Genomic DNA, 18600 nt, shown 5'->3' with positions numbered 1-18600 from the left:
ATTAATCTTCTTTCAATGCTGCCATTCGAGTAATATCCCAATCGTATTTATCTTTCATGTATTTCACCGTGAAATCATAGTACCGGATGATCAACGGGTACTTGTCTTCCGGGTACTTGATCAATACCGAGTCGCGAGTATAGCGCATACCCAATTTCAAATAATTAGAGAAATTGGTTTTGGCATCCATGGTCAGCGTTGTCTGGAGAGGTGTGAAATCGTAAGCCGTCACGAGCATACTCCCGGGATAACCGAGTTTCATATAATAATTCTCGGCATTCACCGAAGTGCTGAATTTTATCGAATAATCGAAAGCTCCTCCCGTTTGAAAATCTGCCGGAATCGCGATCGTACCTTTATCCACCATCTTGGTCAAAATGTTTTGCAGAATAACGGTACGCCGTATCTTATACTCCCACGGGGTTTTCGGCAAATCGTAAGGCTTATACGGTCTAACGATTATGCTCCCGTAATCATAATAAACCAAATTCTCCTCTTTCGCCCGGAAAGAAAACGCCCAATAATCCAAACCATCCCAAAGACAGGGCTTAGGCGCATACCCGATAGCTCCGGCAAACACCTGACGGAAATCATCAACCATATAGATATAATTGGGTAACACCCCCCTACACAATTCCGGTTTCAAGAAACCAAATACATGATTCTTGAAAAAATCGGTATAAAATATCGCATACTCGTCACTCAAGGGTTCCCCATAATATTTTATCGTGAACGTCCCGGACCAAGCTTGATTCAAATCCAAGGTATCGAAAGCCGTGTAAATGGGAATCGTTCCAAAGGTATTCGCGATTTCCAACAAATCTTGATCCCAAGCGTTATCCCCTTGAGGAAATTCAAAACGACTGATACTGGAAGCATCCTCAGAACGGGGATACAATTTATCCTCATCGTTACAAGCAACAAACGTTGCCAACAAGAATATCAAACTAAAGGCATACTTGTATTTCATGGTTCCTCGTTTTATTGTAATGTTTTCTCGGTTGTTAATTTATTCTGAGTCAGGGCGGAGTTACGCTCTATCACGTTTACAGGAATCGGCAAGGTGTAGGCGGCATCACCCTCCTCCATCACGTACTTGCCTAAGTTTACCCCCAACTCAACCCAGCGACGCTCGAAACGAGGCATCCCGTAACGACGCAAATCAAACCAGCGCTGTCCCTCGAAACAGAGTTCCCGACGACGTTCTTCCCGGATAAAATCCAACAGCTCCTCGCCGGAATAATTTACCTCGTAATCCGTATCCGCCGCGTATCGCTTCTCACGTAAATCATTTATCATTTTCAAAGCCAAAGATTCGTCCGTGTCATAGATGGCTTCCGCGAGTATCAAATAAGCCTCCGACAAACGAAGTGACATACCGAATTCCGTTTTAGCTTTTACTTTATTATTATATTGCATCCCGCACTTGCTCCACGGGAGATAGTGCCCGGCAACCGGCTTCAGTTGCTCCGGTTTCGCACTCATCGGTCCGCGTAACTCTTCCACGAGATAGAGTGTCTTCCGCAAATCTTCCTCATCTTTATAACAAGCAATCAGATCACGGGAAACATTCACGTAATAGCCATAGGTGGTTCCATCTTCCATTCTTTCCGAACCCCCGATGATCCCGGTAAAATCCCCCGAATTCCCGTACACCCAAATGGTTTCCGGGTTATCCAACGACACGTAATTGGGATAAGAAGCATCTTCCCCTGCCGTGATGGTTGTTTTCTTCACGAACGATTTCAAGTCATACAACTCGAACCCCCAATCCCCGATCACTTTCTTCGCGTATCGGGCAGCCCCTTCCATATCCTCCATGTGCAGGCATACGCGGGCATGGAGTAATTGCACAGCCGGTAAATTTATACGGTAACCCGCCGCATTCTGTTGATCCATCGGCAAGAGCAGGAAATTCTCTTCCGCGGCATTCAAATCCTTCACGATCTGCTCGTACACCTTGGCAACCGTTTCCCTTCTCTCGAAACTACTTAACAAATTACTCGTTAATTTCAAAGGCACCCCGTCGGCATTCTTATCGTGATTGTACGGTTCCCCGAAAAGGTTTACCAGATTGAAATAATAGAACGCACGCAAAGCATAAGCCTGTGCGGCCACGTAAGCCTTCTCCTCTGCCGAGCCCTTCACGTCGTCCAGATAATCCAAAGCGGCATTCGCTCCCAAAATATACTGGTAATACTTGTTCCATTCCGAAACGGAAGTTTGCGAAGGGTATAACTCAAACATATGAGGATTCCATGAATAGATGTATTGCAAACCGACAATCCCCTGAGTAGAGGTCTGCAAAATACAGTCTTCACTCATCTCGATATCATCGTCAAAAGCATGGTGAAGATTGAACAACCCCTCGGAAGTTGCTAACGGATAAGCATCTCCCAACAGCATCTCGTTCAAAGCATTGACGTTTTTGGGCACGTATTCACTGGGAGAATCCGGTTCCAAAAAGCTCGAACAAGCACATAAACTCGTGAGCAAAATTATATTGAATAATATCTTTTTCATATATCAAATCATTTAAAAACCAACATTAATTCCTACCGAATAGGTCTTGGGCATCACTCGATTGGGCATCTCCGGGTCAAAACCGTTGTAGCGCTTGGAAGCAATGACAAACAAGTTATTCACGGAAGCCGTCACCGTCAAACTATTTAACCCGATCCGTTGTGCCATCTCGTTGTTCAATCTCCAACTCAAGTTTAATCCCCGGCAACGCAAGAATGACCGCGGTACCGTCAATGCGTCCGAATTAGCATAAGCGGTAAACAAATTATAACTGGAATTTACCGGTATTTCCATCGTGTAATTCTTACCTCCGATTACGAATCCCGGGATACTCGTGTGCGCCTCGTCACCCGGTTGTTTCCAGCGTTTCAGCAAGTCCCGGTTAAGATTATTTTCCGCGTCCGGCATATAAATCCCCGAATCCAAATCACGATAGGGAGAACTCAAACGGGCAACACCCCCTAACAACAGCGAAAATGAAGTTGCCAACGTGAAAGAACGATAACGAATATTCAAATTTACCCCTCCCGTGAAATAAGGGTCTTTCTGACCGGAGTATTTCAAGAAACTGGTCATGTCCCCGTTGTACTCCTCTTTCGACATAATGCGATTGAACATCGCACGACCGTTTTCAGGATTCAACCCGGCAAAGTCAAACGACCACATACTTCCTAACGGATAGCCCTTTTTCAAAATTCTTTCAGTAGTTCCGTTCAAGAATTGAGCCAAATCGGCAACTTCTTTGTCGACTTTCCCCCCGGAGTTCCAGTTCTTGGAAGAGTTCACGCTCATGTTAATACCGAAATTCTTCGTGTTCACCGGAACGAAAGAAACCGTAAACTCGATACCTTCGTTATAGATTATCCCACCATTGACAGACATGGCATCTCTACCGTTCTCGAAAGGAATGTCCTTGGAGATAATCGCGTTGGAACGCCGGATGTAGTAATCGATATTGGCATTCACTTTATTAAAGAACTGCAAGTCCAACCCGAAATTCCACGAATGTGTGCGTTCCCAAGAAAGGTTCGGGTTAGGAATAGACTTGATGGACGAATAATACTCGTTGAATATCCCCAATACCCCATTCTGGTTCAATATTAAATCCGGACTGAGATTCGTCAAAGCATTTCCCTGAATCCCCCAAGTCGCTTTCAAATTCACGTTTGTCAATACCCGTTGGTTCCGCATAAATTCCTCCTCAGTCATCCTCCATGATAAGCCAAAAGAACAAGTCGGGTCGAATCGTTTATTCGTATTCTGCCCAAAACGATTGGAGGCGTCATTACGCACGTTGAAATTAAAAACATACCTGTTTTTCAACGAATAAGCCAAGGTCGCGAAAACAGAGAAGAAATTATCCGTCTTTTCGCTCAAGGTACTTCTACCGTTGTATAAATCTTCCAATATCCCGTAACCCGTCAAAGAGGCACCTCCCCCCACGGGAACAAAATCTTCCGGCAGAGTAGGACGTACCGTCAAATTGCCCCGGTCTGGCACATACCCGTAACGTGTGTTTTGATCGTTTTTGTTTTTCGTGGAACGGGCTTCTATCGCCACCATGGCATTCAAGCGGTGATTCTCGTTAAACGATTTCGAGAACATCAATTTATTCTGGACGTTATACGAGGTTACCGTGGCAGCAGAACTGAACAGCGTTCCCCCGAAAGGCAGAAGAGCCGCACTAAACCACGGGTGTTCGGCACTCACGGAACCATAATCATAACCCCGATACGTCGAGGCGATTGCCGTAGAACGCTCCAACGCCCATGACTGGCTGTTCGTCGTGTTGTACGAGTACCCACCGGTAAACTGATAGGTCAACCAACTCAATAATTTCCATTGAAAATCAAAACTCAACTTCAAACTACCCGTGTTGACTTCCGAACCCGTGTTTTCCAATTCATTAAGCACGTTGTAACCGATAGATTCTACTTCTTTATTGTACTTGTATTCCAGTCTTTTCCGGTAATAGGAATAACTTCCGTCTTCCTCGAATGCCGCGATGGAACGGCTTGTCGTCAAAGCATAGTTCAAGGGGTCTACCCCGTTGAACCCTTTGTTTGTTCCGGTTGTACCATTCAAAGTCAAGTTCACACGAATATTGTCACTCATATTCAAGGTCACGGCTGCACGTGCAGTCAGACGCTCGGAACTATTTCCTTTCTCCTGTCCGTCATTTGAATTATAGCCCACGGAAAGAGCGTAATTCACCTTATCCGACGCCCCTGTAACACTCACGTTATGATTGTGCCCGAAAGAAGTCCGGGTTAACAAATCCAACCAATCCGTGTTCACCGTTTCCAAGTAATTACGTGTTTTAATAAATTCATCCGACGTCATTTCCCCGCTCTGGAACATCTTCAAGGCTCCCTCGTAAGTATTAATTTGTTTTATCGGGTCAAATTTATACCTCAATCCGGCGGCAAAAGCATCCTCGCTGAATTGCACTCGTTCCTGCGAATTCATCAAATTGAAATTCTTGTATCTCGGGCGAGGGGCTATCGAAAAATTACCGGCATAATTGATAGACATACGTCCCGTCTTTCCTTTCTTCGTCGTGATCACAATCACACCATTGGAAGCCCGGGAACCGTAAATAGCCGTGGCAGAAGCATCTTTCAACACAGTAATGGTTTCAATATCATTCGGATTCAACCAAGACACCTGATTCCCAATTATTTCCTTCATATCCAAAGTCATATTGGAACTGGCATTAAGGGAAATCGGGTCATCCTGAATAATCCCGTCCACCACCCAAATGGGATCTTGATTTCCCAATAACGTGGAAGTACCGCGTATCTGAATTTTAGGAGTAGTACCCGCACGGGTACTGGAACTCAATACCATCATACCCGGCACCTGTCCCTGCAACATCTGGTCGATAGTGGCATAAGCAGGCATCATGATATCTTCCGCTTTCACCGTGGTATAGGAACCCACCATATCTCTCCGGTTCACGTTCTGGTAACCGGTACTGACCACGGTTACCTCGTCCATCTCGTTCACGGTTTCCCTCAACACCACGTTGATCGTGTCCTGCCCCGTGTATTTCACCTCTTTAGATTCCATCCCGATGAAAGAGAATATCAATGTCAGATCTTTCACCTCCGGCAATCTCAACACGTATTTTCCGTTCCGGTCTGTCGCCGTCCCTATCGTCAACCCCTTCACCATGACGGTTACTCCCGGCATGGGATTCTTTTGCTCGTCGGTCACCTGCCCGGCAATCTTAATTTCCTTCTTTTGTTGCACCGTCGGAAGTTTACGGATCACTATCACCTGATCTACGATCTCGTAATCAAAACCGTTTTGCCGCAACACCTGATCCAGCACTTCCCGTAAGGTTACGTCCTTCAACTCTACATTTTTCACTTTTGTATTCCCTAGAATCTCCTTCCGGTACACGAACTCGTAATCCGTGTTCTCCTTGAGATATTCCAACACGTTTTCCAGCATTTCATCATGAAACACCACGTTCAATTTCTGCTCCTGCGCATACCCCATGGCACTCGCTGTCCCGAACGTCAATAGCAGAACAAAAAACTTCAATGTCATAACTAACAGAATTTTTCGCAATCTTCCTTCCGGAAGACTACACGTTGTACTCTTTTTTTTCATACATTTGTAAAGCATTACAGTTAAACATGCATCTGCGACCAACAGATGTTTTGTAATAGGGGAATCGACCAAATTCCCCTTTTTTATTTATATCACTGGTATACAGTCACCGTTTGTCCCGATACCTTGAATTTCACTTCACCCGTTCGTTCCAGAATATCCAGAATAGACTCGAAGGAAGCATACCGTGGAATCTTTCCCTTGAAAGTAATATCCTTGGCGGCTTGATTCTGGTAGAAGACGCTGAAATCATACCAACGAGTCAACTTGGACATAATCTCTTCCAGTGTCTTATCCTCCAACACGAACATCCCGTTCCGCCAACTCACGATATCCCCCGTGTTCACCTCCCGGGTATATACATTCTGTTTCCCGACCACGGACTGCATACCGGGGGTTAATTCCAGACTCTTCCCATCGGTATCTACTTTTACTTTTCCCTCCACCAACGTCGTGTAAACGTATTCTCCGTCGGGATAAGCATCCACGTTAAACTCCGTTCCCAGCACTTCCACTACTTGACTCTTCGTTTTCACCCGAAACGGGCGTGCAGCATCTTTCGATACCTTGAAGAATCCCTCGCCCTCCAACTCTACCACTCGTTCCTTGCCCCCGAAAGCAACCGGGTATTTCAATTTCGACTCCGCGTTCAACCACACTTGAGTACCGTCAGCCAGTATCAAATCGAACTCCGCCCCCTTTGGTACATTCAACGTGTTGAAGGCCAATGTCTGCTTACTAATGGCATCTTCTGCCAGATAAGCCAACGTCGAACCACCCGTTTTTGCCACGGTAACCCCTTCTTCCTTAAACCCAGCGGCAACACTATCCAACAGCACGACCGAACCGTCATTCAACTTCAGCGTCGGGCGCTGGGCAGAAATCAAGGCGATAGAGGGCATAACGTCACGTTTCTCTTCCCGTTCACCTTTGAACAAATAGAAACTGCCAACAACCAATAACACTACGGCGGCAGCCACACCAAAGCGCAATATCCTTAAACGCAATCCGGCACGGCGTTCCCGGTCGATTCTTTTCTGCATGGCATCCTTTGCCCGAATGCCATTTATTTTTTTGTATTTAGTGTATTCTTCCGAAAAGAAATCACCTCTCTGCCAACGAAGAAACAACTCCTCGTTCTCGGGAGAGTTCTCCTTCCACACTTCCAACTCCCGCATCTCCTCGTCCGTGATTTGTCCGGCACGCTGGCGAGCCAACAATTTCGCTATCCGGTATTCGATTTTATTATCACGCATCATCATCGATTCTTTAAATTTACCCCTATAACGCAACCTCCCCCGAATGGGGTAATAGAAAAAGCATCTTTTTTCAGAAAAAATTATAAACCTCTAATTATAAGGAAAGAAATAAGAAAGAAAATAACGTAGGTTCTAGTTTTTCTCTCAGAAAATCAAGAGCACTCGCCTTGTACTTTTTAACCGAACTATCAGACAATCCCAACTTCTCGGCAATCTCCACGTTTTTCAACCCCTCGATAAAACTCATCTCGAACACCATTCTCGCTTTCTCCGGCAACTCTTCTATCGCGTTGTACAAAATCGTCTGCGCCTCCTGATCGATTACCGAATTTTGGAAAAACGCTTCATTCTCCAATTGCGATACATAACGCTCCTTTGCAGAATTTTTACGATGAATACTAATGATCTCGTTCTTTATCGAAGTATATAAAAATGACTTGAACGTGTACACGGAGTCAAATTTTGTCCGTCGCTGCCAAGCGTTGAAAATGGCATTCTGCACGCAATCCTCCGCCAGAAATTCACTCTCCCCTCCCAAATATTTCACGGCATAGAGAATCAGCCCGGGATATACCTCCCGGTACAACAAATCCAACTTCCCTTTCCGGAAATCAATCAATATCTGCTCTTCCCAATTCACTGCCATAATTTATATTGCAAGTATAAGCAAAAAATCACAAACTTTCTCTATCCCCGACTTTTCCCGATATCAACTTATTTACTTTAGCCATGCTAATCAAATTGAAAATAATAACAAATAAACTCGCGCTTTCCTTTCCCCTTCACATCAAACTCTTTTCAAAAACCTTCCCGAAGGAGTTTGAAAGGAATTTGAAAGGAGTTTAAAAGGAATTTGTTCCCTGTCTTCACCGGCACTACACCCTGTTTTCCACGGGAATTCATCAAGTACTCCTACATCGTGTATCGTGGTAACACCTGAAACATATTCACCGGCACCCGTCGATAAATCTATCCACGAGACCGGTGAATATTAAATTACACGATTACTCCCCGTTCCCCGTTTTTGGGTTCTCCCGGGAAGTATCCAGTATATTAAAACAAGCCAACACGCTCTTCCGGTAATAGTCCCCCACCGGGAACCATCTCTCCCCGACTCGCAAGGAGTTACCCGCCCACGTGTCGACATAACGCAGGTTCAGGATAAAACCACGGTGTACACGAACAAGATAGGCGTCCAGTAGCTGCCACTCCACGCTACCCAAACGGCACGCCACGGTAATCCGGGAGTTATCTTTAAAATGAAAATAGCAATAATTACCCGATGCCTCTATCCAAACGATTTCGGCATAAAAATATTTCTTGTAATACTCGTCCTGACGAATAAGCAAGCCATCTGCCACCAGCGGTGACTCTCTCAAAGGTGCACTTGCACCCGATAAATCTGTTTTCATTGACAATTAAATTTATGTCTCATGAAAAAATCACCGACGGGCATGACCGATTATCTCACATACAAAGAATAATCGTCAAATCAATATTTATTACTTAAATAGAAATGCCTTCCCTCGTTAATACAAAATTTAAAACAAGAGGGAGTTAAGTACATATCCCTTACTCCCTCTTTACACACACTTTAACAAATTATTTTTCTTTACTCTTTTCAAATAATTCCACCATCCCCTTTCAAAAATAATCTCATTGAATACTCTTTTACTCAATTATTCTCGTCAAACGACGAACGTGTAAGGATATCAAAACACAGCAACATCAGCTAATGTCACACCAAAATTATTTCCAAAAGCTCGATCACTTATTTGTAATTTAATATAGCGTATGTTTTTAGAAACAGGAAAGTGCAACAAAGTGATTTCCCCATTTGTATCACCCAACGTATTATAATCAACATACATCGGCATATCCCATGTTATCTTATCTTTTGAAACAAGGACACGAACACTGGTAGGTAATAAATAAGGACCTGATTGTACCGAAGATGGATCAAAATTCTTTTGAACTATTTTCAACCCCGACACAGCTTGTTGTGACTTCATATCTATTACTAAATCATAAAGACGAATGCTTGTAGATTGTAATTGTGTTTCCCAACAAGTATTCGGATTATTATCTAGCAAATACTCAAGATGTGAATCATAATCTTTACTATCTTCAATCGAATTCGTGATTTCCCAATCGGTTGCATCCAAATATTTTAATTCCGGCAATACCGGATTTCCCTTTTCGACCATATAAGAAAAACTCATATTCGGGAAATAATGTTGATTATAACGCTCCACCTCTACTCCCAATAATTCATGAGCGATATCAAGCACAAACAAACTCTTTCGATTTTCCTCAATCGTACTTGCCGATTTATTCGTATTTAAATACGGCTCGTATAAATAACGATTTTTCCCTAATACTAATTTTTTCAAATTCGGGAAATACAAGATATCCTCCAATGAAGTCATAGAATAATCAATCTCCAATTCTTCCAAATCATTGATAAAAGCATCCGTTATTTCTTCTACTCCATATTTTTGCTGGGCTAATGTCGTGAAATCCGTCGTAAATGCTGGTTTTCGATCCAAAAGATCCAAAGATTCAAAAACAATTAAGTCTGGACATTCCCCGATTCTTCCCTCTCTTTCCACTGACACACCCTTTTCTAAATTTACATCTTTCAAAAGCGTGTAATTTTCCAAACAAACATCACGAGTGATCGGGAATATTTTTTTCTCTCCCGCAATATTCGTGTAATGTATTTCCAATTTAGAAATATTATCTTGCCAAGTATCAAAAAATAACATCAAATTATTCTTAACCGGTATACATTTTGTAACTCCTTGTGTAAATACCCGAACAGCTTCATGACTTGGAGTATACGGGCGACCGTAAGCCGTAATAGGCAAAGACATGTTTCCTTCTTTATCTACACCACATACTGTTATTTCATAAGAACCATCCTGTAAATTCAATAAATTACAAGATGTCACATCAGGAGCCAATAAGGTATCAGAAATTTCACCAGCTGTCATCCAAGTCAATTTAATATTCTCTACAACAGGATCCACTCCGTTTGTCCACTCCACATACAGACGTTTCCAACCAGACATCACCGATAGATCAGAACATTTTCCCACGTAACGAATCACATGGTCGCCGGCATAATCACTATACGTATCCTCCAAACTTTGACACATGGTCATCATGAAGGAGATAAAAATCAATCCAAGTAAATATAACTTCCTCATACACTATTCCTTTTTTACAAAAACTTCTAATTCGTGAAATGACACATAATTATTAAGGTTCAGATCACCATAAACAGTATTCTTAAACACACTATTCACTTCTAATTTCAAATAACGGTAACGATCACTACTAACACCGATCTCCACATTCAAGTAAGCCGGTTGTTTCTCGTTTAAATCCTGAACTTCGGTTATCTGAGGATATAAATTACATCTATAAGCCCATTTATCATTTTCACCTCTCGCCTCGGGAGATTGATAAAAGTAGCCTATTTTTTTCCACGAGGTGGCATCATCTTTATCGTTTGAACCGTAAACAGTAACTTCGTTCGGAAGTTTATTCACGTATTGATAATTCCATATCCAAGTCCAACTATTAACAAATAACATCCCGTACAGTCGAACTGATGCCGGAATTTTGCCCTCTTTCAAATCAATAATCCAATATTTACCCACGGCATCCGGTTTTGACAAAAAAGTATAATACTTATCACCAGAAATCCCTAAACGTCGTTCTCCCTTTTTATCCCCATCGAATAAATATTTTACTCCAACTGCATGCGTTTCGTCTTCCATATTCAATTTAAGCGGATCTAAAAATTCAAAATCCGATGAAGCCATTTGTTCCATCTTATAGGCCTCAACATTTTCCCATACTTGTTGTTTCACCTTGTATCCCCTGAAATCTTCGGTCCTCACCACGACAGTATTCATATCCTGCTGTTGTTGCAAGGTAAACGTAAGTGTATCACCTCTTTGTCGTATAGGAAATGTCTTCACTAACAACGTATCTTGTTTTTGAGTATGCGGATTCATTCCCACGTAAAACACATGGGCGTACCCCGTCCCCTTCTCTTGCGGACCATAGGTTAGCTGAAAACCATCCCAACAAGGAGAAACATCGGCACCTTTAAAGAACGCAACAGGAACGGCATCCTTTGTATCAAAAAAGATATTCAATGGAGTAGACTTTCTCTCTTCCAAATTCAAAAGTGACACCGAAGCAGAAACGTTACTACAAGCTTCCGTGAAACCATCCAATACTAGAGAATCGCATAAATAAGATCCTTCCCGTACAATCTCGTTACCAAAGTTGTCTTTATAGCTTACTCTAATAGTATAAATATCGCTATCATTAGGCAATTTATAATACATCACCGCCCCGCCAGCTATCGGTTTAAACAAGATATCTTTTTCCGATATCGAGATATCAAAATCTACCTTATCGTCATTCGAACACCCGACAATTCCAAGTAATAGAATAAAAAAACAATATATTCTTCTCATATCCATGCTATTTTATAGTTACCATCCTAGATTTTGTACATAATTCGACACGACAACTTCCTCGCTTCTTAACGGGAAGAAGTAATCCCGAGGCGACACGAATTTCAATTTGTTCCAAACAACAACAGGACCGTTAAAGTTATTATAAAACTTTTGGGCTGTTTCTCCCAAAACATTCCACCCGTAAAGTTTTTCATTCATTTCCTCGTGAGCTGTTTTCCAACGACGAATATTCCAAAATCTATGTCCTTCAAACGCAAACTCGATATTGATTTCCTGACGAATAATTTCCCGCATACCTTCCCTGGTGTCTACTTTCTCCGGATTCTTGGCATAAGACCTCCAAGCCGTTTCCACATCTAGGATTCCTGCTCTTGCTCTCACGACATTCAGAGGAGCGTACACATGATCTTTATCAACTTTAGGACCTTCATACTCATTCCAAGCCTCTGCTTTCATTAAATAAAGTTCGGCCACTCTCAAAAACGGATAAGGAATATCTTTACTTGATATCTCATTGGGATAATTTACAGTTCCAATAGAAGAATCCAAAAACTTTTTGATCCAGTAGCCACACAAATTCTGAGGATAAGAACTAGAGATGATATCCTCTTTCACTCCTAATTGTTCTCCCTTATATGCATTCACCAAAATATTACTTCCTCTTTTCCAATAACAACGGTCAGCCGCAACACAAGCATAGAAACGAGGTTCCCGGTGTAAATGCAAATTCAACACGGCAGTATTTAAAGGTACAACATCATTATATTTTGTATCCGTCTCTTTTCCCATCCGATAACGACCGGCATAATTCCACGTTCTATCTTGATTGATTGGCAAACCATGATCTGTATAATACATCTCCACCATCTTCATACTAGGACCGACAATACCCATTGCCGAAGCATTATAATTTGACCAATCGTTACTCGGAAATCGTGGCAATATAAAAGGATGAATTTCATCATAGCCGTAATTTCTCGGCCGTATCAATAATAATACCTCGTTATTAATTAAACTGGGAGCCAATACAGAATGTTCTATATTTTGCATATCGTTCAACAACTTTGTTTTCTCGGACGAAACTTCATCGTACAATTTCCGACCATTAGCTTCACAAATCTCGATAGCCTCCTCGGCCGCTAAAGCCGCAAGTTTCCACTTCTCGGCATCATACCGTTCACTAAAAAGCGAATTCCCATTTTTATCCTTGAAATTCACGTAAAATTCATTACCGTTAAAAAGCGGAGAAGCCGCATACAACAATGCCTTTGCTTTCAAAGCTTTTGCCGCTTCTAAGTTGAAATAAGCATAACGAGATGGAGCCTTACTCCCGAACGGTTGTAAATCTTTACACGCCTCATCCAACAAATTGACAATCGTCTTAAAGCAAGTGTCTACATGACTACGAGGTTGTTGCATTACATCAATGGATGATTTCACATCAATATTTTCGGGAACTAACACAATTGGACCATAGCGACGGACTAACTCAAAATATAATAAAGCTTTCAAAGCTTTCACTTCTGCTTTCCATTGTCTCTTTTCCAATTCTTCCATATTGTACACTCCATCGATTTTCTCGATAAAAATATTACAGTAACGAAGGGCAGCGTAAAATTTATTTTTTGTCCAAACATTCGCATAAGGTTCCTGTGACATTTGCAATCCATCCGCAATTTTAAAACCCACAATCGTGGTTTCCCATCCCCTCACGTACTCCCCGCTAACCACCTCATCGGAACCAAATATTGCCGGATTACCGCTACAGGAAGCGAGTTCCTCCGCTAAAAAAGAATAACACGTTTTTAACCAGTCATCCGCATTCTCTCTTTTTTCAAATACGGTTTCTACCGTTTCAATATCTTTCTCCGGCACCAAATCCAAATAATCTTTACACCCCTCGAAAAGAAAAATACACGGTAATATCAAATATATAATATATCTCATAATCAACGCTATTGAAATTAGAAACTAAAGTTTAAGCCAATAGTATAAGTTTTTTGAATAGGATAATTGAATCCACTTTCGCCAAGTTCTACATCCCATACCTTGAAATTAGTAATCAAAAACGGATTGTTTGCCCGAACAAAAAACTTCACATTTTGCATTTTCAATTTATTTTTCAACGAATCAGGCAAATTATACGCTAGTTCCAAAGCCGTACATCTCAAAAAACTACATTCACGCATAAAATAGGTACTTTTACGTATCTCGTTGTTATTCTCGTTATACCAATCTTCCTGAGGACTGTGTGTCACAAGATTTTGGGTTGACAATCGAGGCCAAAAAGGTTTTCTGGACATATTATCTTCCGACCAATGATCTCTATAAATAGCCGTTAACATGGCATTATCACGAACAAATGGAGAAATCAACGCAGGGTTCATAAAGAATGAACGCCGTCCAGAACCTTGAAAAGAAAAACTAAATTCCCAATTTTTATAATTCACGAATCCGCTAAAACCATATGTCAAACGTGGCGTTTCCGGGAAGCCGATATGAGTGGCATCATTAACATCAATCACTCCATCACCATTCAAATCCCGGTAACGAATATCTCCCGGCATAACCTTCCCTCCTTGAACCGGAGCGTTATCTATTTCAGCTTGATCATGAAATAGCCCTTCCGCAATATACCCTACCTGTTGAGAAAGTTCATGCCCTTTCTTCAATTGCCATACCGGTTTATTCGTCGCTTCCTCAATCTTTAGGTAAGTCGCTTTATTATAGGTCAATGTACCATTCAAAATCATCCAGAAATCATTTGAAAAAGCATGTTGCACCTTACCGGAAAAGTCAATCCCTTGAGATTTGGCTTTTCCAATGTTAGCCAACGGGGCTATCTCAAATCCCATGGACGATGGAATCGTTGTCCGGCTACCGATAATATTATGGCGTATCTCCTGATAGGCGTCCAACGTGAAATCCAACAAACCATCAAATAACTTCATCTCCAACCCAAGATTCACTTGTTCCGCTATCTCCCATTTTATATCCTCGTTCGCATAAGAATATATTCGGTATCTTTTCATTTCAGTTCCTCCCGGCGTAGGATTCCACGTTGTCACCTGACGATCCAATAAAGGTAAATAAACGAAACGCGGCTCTTTTATAATTCCATCATTACCTACCTGCCCGTATGAGATTCTAAATTTCATAAAAGACAACCAATTTGAAGTTGCGCTCATAAAAGGCTCTTTAGAAACAATCCATGCACCTCCGGCAGCAGGAAAAAATCCCATCTTATTCTGTTTAGCAAACCGCTCGGATCCATTATACCCGAAACTAGCTTCAACAAAATAACGGTCTTTATACCCGTAACTTCCTCTCACGGAAAGTCCTAAATTACGATGTTCCATTCCGTTCAAAATAGAAGAAGCTGGCGAAGCCGTTGACTCCAAAGCATTCAAAACCACGGTTAAACTAGTCTGATGCTCTCCCCATGCTGCTGTGTGTAAACCGCGTAATTCATACGTCGTTTGGGTGCTTGCCGTACTGGAAGTCTGCCCAAGTTTCAATGTTCTATCGGAAATCATTGAGTTTAAAAGAGCCAATTTATGCTTACCCGTTTCAAAATCGTAGTCCTCCAATGCATACAAATAAGGAGAAGTTGTATTTGGCGTTGAATAATAACCAGTTTGAGTCAACGATATGCTTGCCCGTACCTCCAAACCTTTCAGTAATCTAGACAAATTATGTATATATTCAGCTTTATTTGTCACGGAATACCTCGTTCTCTCTAAATAGCCACTATGAATCAACGAATAAGGATTTCTTTGTAAACTCGGCGAACTACCAAAGCGAAGGTGAGGCCAATTACTATTATCATCCCCTGGGTACATGGGTGCAAAATCTACGGGTGAAGCCGCAAAAGCCAACGCATATGCTTCTTGGGCACTCTCGTAAGGACCATGATATTTATCCAATGAAGCCGAAGAGTTCATCACAAGTTTTATTCCCGCATTCAAATTAATATTCAAATTAGCCCGAAAAGAAGTGGTCGAATTCGTGATATTACAATCAAAATCATTCAAACGATCGGTCTTTAACATACCCTTATCCCGGTTATAATTTAACGACACGTAATACTGAATAATATCAGAACCACCCCGAATATTCAAACCAAACCGATGGTTCACGGAATAATCTTTAAACAATACATCGTACCAATTATTCGCAGGGTATACCCAAGAAGGATAATCGGGAGAACCGGTACGATTTATTCTTTCCACACTATATTTAGGCGTTGCCTCCGGATCCCGTCCGACTAACGCTTTGTTATACATTTTCATATAAGTAATCGGATCCACCACATCAATCTCTTTCGTTGGCATAGACGCTACTGCCTCGTAACGAACAGAAGCATAAACACTACCAGCTTCTCCCTTCTTTGTTGTTACCAAGATTACCCCATTCGCACCACGAGCTCCATACATAGCAGTAGCAGAAGCATCCTTCATCACACTAAAACTTTCAATATCTTCTGGTGCAATACGAGAAAGATCCAATTTAGAAGACTCTACGCCATCGATTAATATCAACGGGTCAATATTAGCATCCGTCTGGAAAGAAGTAATTCCACGAATATAAAACTTTGTGTTCATCTCTTCTTCCGTTAATGCTCCGGGAAGCCCCCCTGTTTGCCAACCAACAATACCCGCAATCTTACCTGCAAAACTAGCCGTCAAATCACTATTCGACGATTTCAAATCCATCGGACGCACAGTAGTAATCGCCGACACCACGCTTTCTTTTTTCTGTTCTCCAAAAGCCACGACAGTTACCTCTTCCAAATTTTCCTCCGTGGATTCCAAACGAATATTCAACTTTTCTTTCCCTTTAATATCAACAATCTTTGTTTCAAAACCGATAAAAGAAACCCGCAACACATCATCCGGCTTAGCAGCAATAGTATAGCGTCCTTCTGCGTCAGAAGCAACTCCTTGCGTTGTTCCCACGATCATGATTGTCGCCCCAGCAATAGGATTTCCTTTCTCGTCCACGATACGACCGCTGACTTTTATCATATTTACAGCTTTAGCAACTTCTTTTCGCTCTATAATAACTACCCGATTCTTCTCAAGAATAAAATCATAAGGACTATCTTTCAACAAAATCGTGAGTGCTTCTTCGACAGAAACTTCTTTTACGTCTATTGTAAACTTCTTGTTTTTATCTACTTTCCCATTACTTTGAAAACCATAATCCACTCCCGTCTGTCGATTAATTTCCACGAGAATCTTCTCTAAAGTGGCATCTTTCATTGAAATAGTCACCTTTTTCTGGATATCGTCCAAAATAAAATTCGTTGTCCCATACATATTCAACGGTATGAAACTAAGCGTTGTGAATATCAATAACACGCACAACATACTTTTTTTTAGCGATAGATGTACCGCCCTTCCTTTTTTTTGCATAAATTTGTAGTACTAATTAATTTAAATAGTAAATAATATTTACTGCATCAATGTCGCGATCAATAAAGGTCCAATTTTATAAGACCGCGATTTTGTCTTGAAGATTATCCCGCCTGGCGGGATATCTTTTTATTCTCTGTTACTTATTTACAATGTAATGCCCCCTTTCCTTTATGAATTTACAATTTGTCATCAACTCGATAAATGAAATCACCTCCTCTATCGAAGTCTTTTTGTTCAGATTCATGGTAACCTCAATCATCGTAATATCAGTTTGTAGCTCAAATTCAATCCCGTACCAAGCAGAAATATCCTCCAGTACAAGATTCAACTTTTTATCCTGATACTTAAACACACCATCCATCCATGCAGTAGTATAACGTGTATCCACCTGCCTAACATCGACATTCCCGGAAGTTGCGTTATACGATACTTGTTCGCCGGGAACAACTTTCACTTCCTCCCGACCGGGTGACCGGAATCCGATTTTTCCCTCCACCAATACCGTTTCTACGGTATTTTCACGAGAGGTCTTCACATTGAATTGAGTCCCGTAAACCCGGATTTTAGAATCAGAAACACTTACCTCGAAGGGCTTTCCCGATTTGGTCACATCGAAATACGCTTCCCCGGACAACTCTACCTCCCGCCTGTCCCCGACGAACTCAACCGGGTATTTCAAGCGGCTTCCAGCGTTGAGCGTTACCCGAGTACCATCGGCAAGCGTAACATTATAAGTGTACCCGGCAGGAATCACAAGCGTGTTGTACTCGATCTCCCGAGTATTGTTCACGACAGAATCATAAACGATATGATTCTCCTCTACTCGAATATTCGATTCGTGAATTGTCTTTTCTACATTCTCTTGTTTCAGGTTCACGCTGTTTCCCCCGGCAAGAATCAACGTGGGAACTACGACTTTGTTTTCGACTTTCACGGTCTTGGCAACTTTCACAGGTTCAACGCTCTTGTGTTCCTCTGTCCACAACAAGGTGAAAATGATACCGAATAATATCACAGCCGCTGCAGAACTTGTAGCCCATATTATTTGACGACGACGCTTCATCCGGCGAAGCCTTTGCTCGAAGCGACGCACAGCCGCCTCAACCTCCCGGTCCGAGGGTATTTTTATCGTATCAATCAATTCGTCTATATCTCTTTTTGTTTTCATATCTTATGCTTTTACCCATATATAAATCGAAACCGGAAAAACTACCGAGAGGAACTACATTTTTTTTCAAAATTGCAAGAATTTCACGATAAAATGGTGATAAGATT

The 18600-nt window shown here is 41.8% G+C and carries 11 protein-coding genes; all 11 read right to left on the bottom strand.

Annotated features, from left to right (window positions below):
* Window position 1: 1 nt before the first annotated feature.
* Window positions 2–970: a hypothetical protein gene (locus ACK8P8_RS13995; RefSeq protein ID WP_369860395.1), complete on the bottom strand. Its 969-nt coding sequence runs from the start codon at window positions 968–970 to the stop codon at window positions 2–4.
* Window positions 971–981: 11 nt separating this feature from the next.
* Window positions 982–2523, bottom strand: coding sequence for a RagB/SusD family nutrient uptake outer membrane protein (locus ACK8P8_RS13990; protein WP_369860396.1), 1542 nt, complete (start codon window positions 2521–2523; stop codon window positions 982–984).
* Window positions 2524–2535: 12 nt separating this feature from the next.
* Window positions 2536–6081 (bottom strand): SusC/RagA family TonB-linked outer membrane protein, encoded by a 3546-nt coding sequence (locus ACK8P8_RS13985; protein WP_369860397.1) that lies wholly within the window; start codon window positions 6079–6081, stop codon window positions 2536–2538.
* Window positions 6082–6236: 155 nt separating this feature from the next.
* Window positions 6237–7406, bottom strand: coding sequence for a FecR family protein (locus ACK8P8_RS13980; RefSeq protein WP_369860398.1), 1170 nt, complete (start codon window positions 7404–7406; stop codon window positions 6237–6239).
* A 91-nt stretch (window positions 7407–7497) separates the two neighbouring features.
* Window positions 7498–8049, bottom strand: a complete 552-nt coding sequence (locus tag ACK8P8_RS13975; protein ID WP_369860399.1) for a sigma-70 family RNA polymerase sigma factor — start codon at window positions 8047–8049, stop codon at window positions 7498–7500.
* Between the two features lie 358 nt (window positions 8050–8407).
* Window positions 8408–8815 carry a LytR/AlgR family response regulator transcription factor gene (locus ACK8P8_RS13970; RefSeq protein WP_410025990.1) on the bottom strand — a complete coding sequence of 136 codons (408 nt, stop codon included), beginning with the start codon at window positions 8813–8815 and terminating at the stop codon, window positions 8408–8410.
* Between the two features lie 300 nt (window positions 8816–9115).
* Entirely contained in the window at window positions 9116–10615 is a 1500-nt protein-coding gene (locus ACK8P8_RS13965; protein WP_369860401.1) for a DUF4998 domain-containing protein, read from the bottom strand.
* Between the two features lie 3 nt (window positions 10616–10618).
* Window positions 10619–11902, bottom strand: coding sequence for a DUF4959 domain-containing protein (locus tag ACK8P8_RS13960; protein WP_369860402.1), 1284 nt, complete (start codon window positions 11900–11902; stop codon window positions 10619–10621).
* A gap of 18 nt (window positions 11903–11920) precedes the next feature.
* Window positions 11921–13852 carry a RagB/SusD family nutrient uptake outer membrane protein gene (locus tag ACK8P8_RS13955; RefSeq protein WP_369860403.1) on the bottom strand — a complete coding sequence of 644 codons (1932 nt, stop codon included), beginning with the start codon at window positions 13850–13852 and terminating at the stop codon, window positions 11921–11923.
* A gap of 17 nt (window positions 13853–13869) precedes the next feature.
* Window positions 13870–17322, bottom strand: a complete 3453-nt coding sequence (locus ACK8P8_RS13950) for a SusC/RagA family TonB-linked outer membrane protein (RefSeq protein ID WP_369860404.1) — start codon at window positions 17320–17322, stop codon at window positions 13870–13872.
* 139 nt (window positions 17323–17461) lie between these two features.
* Entirely contained in the window at window positions 17462–18493 is a 1032-nt protein-coding gene (locus tag ACK8P8_RS13945; RefSeq protein WP_369860405.1) for a FecR family protein, read from the bottom strand.
* Window positions 18494–18600: the final 107 nt, after the last annotated feature.

The sequence above is a fragment of the Butyricimonas muris genome, assembly GCF_046365375.1.
GTDB lineage: Bacteria > Bacteroidota > Bacteroidia > Bacteroidales > Marinifilaceae > Butyricimonas > Butyricimonas muris.
This window is presented reverse-complemented; position numbering and strand designations above follow the sequence as displayed.

What these genes read in the sequence shown, in the direction of transcription:
- ACK8P8_RS13995 (WP_369860395.1), bottom strand. Translation starts at nt 970, where the DNA reads ATGAAATACAAGTATGCCTTTAGTTTGATATTCTTGTTGGCAACGTTT.
- ACK8P8_RS13990 (WP_369860396.1), bottom strand. Translation starts at nt 2,523, where the DNA reads ATGAAAAAGATATTATTCAATATAATTTTGCTCACGAGTTTATGTGCT.
- ACK8P8_RS13985 (WP_369860397.1), bottom strand. Translation starts at nt 6,081, where the DNA reads ATGACATTGAAGTTTTTTGTTCTGCTATTGACGTTCGGGACAGCGAGT.
- ACK8P8_RS13980 (WP_369860398.1), bottom strand. Translation starts at nt 7,406, where the DNA reads ATGATGATGCGTGATAATAAAATCGAATACCGGATAGCGAAATTGTTG.
- ACK8P8_RS13975 (WP_369860399.1), bottom strand. Translation starts at nt 8,049, where the DNA reads ATGGCAGTGAATTGGGAAGAGCAGATATTGATTGATTTCCGGAAAGGG.
- ACK8P8_RS13970 (WP_410025990.1), bottom strand. Translation starts at nt 8,815, where the DNA reads ATGAAAACAGATTTATCGGGTGCAAGTGCACCTTTGAGAGAGTCACCG.
- ACK8P8_RS13965 (WP_369860401.1), bottom strand. Translation starts at nt 10,615, where the DNA reads ATGAGGAAGTTATATTTACTTGGATTGATTTTTATCTCCTTCATGATG.
- ACK8P8_RS13960 (WP_369860402.1), bottom strand. Translation starts at nt 11,902, where the DNA reads ATGAGAAGAATATATTGTTTTTTTATTCTATTACTTGGAATTGTCGGG.
- ACK8P8_RS13955 (WP_369860403.1), bottom strand. Translation starts at nt 13,852, where the DNA reads ATGAGATATATTATATATTTGATATTACCGTGTATTTTTCTTTTCGAG.
- ACK8P8_RS13950 (WP_369860404.1), bottom strand. Translation starts at nt 17,322, where the DNA reads ATGCAAAAAAAAGGAAGGGCGGTACATCTATCGCTAAAAAAAAGTATG.
- ACK8P8_RS13945 (WP_369860405.1), bottom strand. Translation starts at nt 18,493, where the DNA reads ATGAAAACAAAAAGAGATATAGACGAATTGATTGATACGATAAAAATA.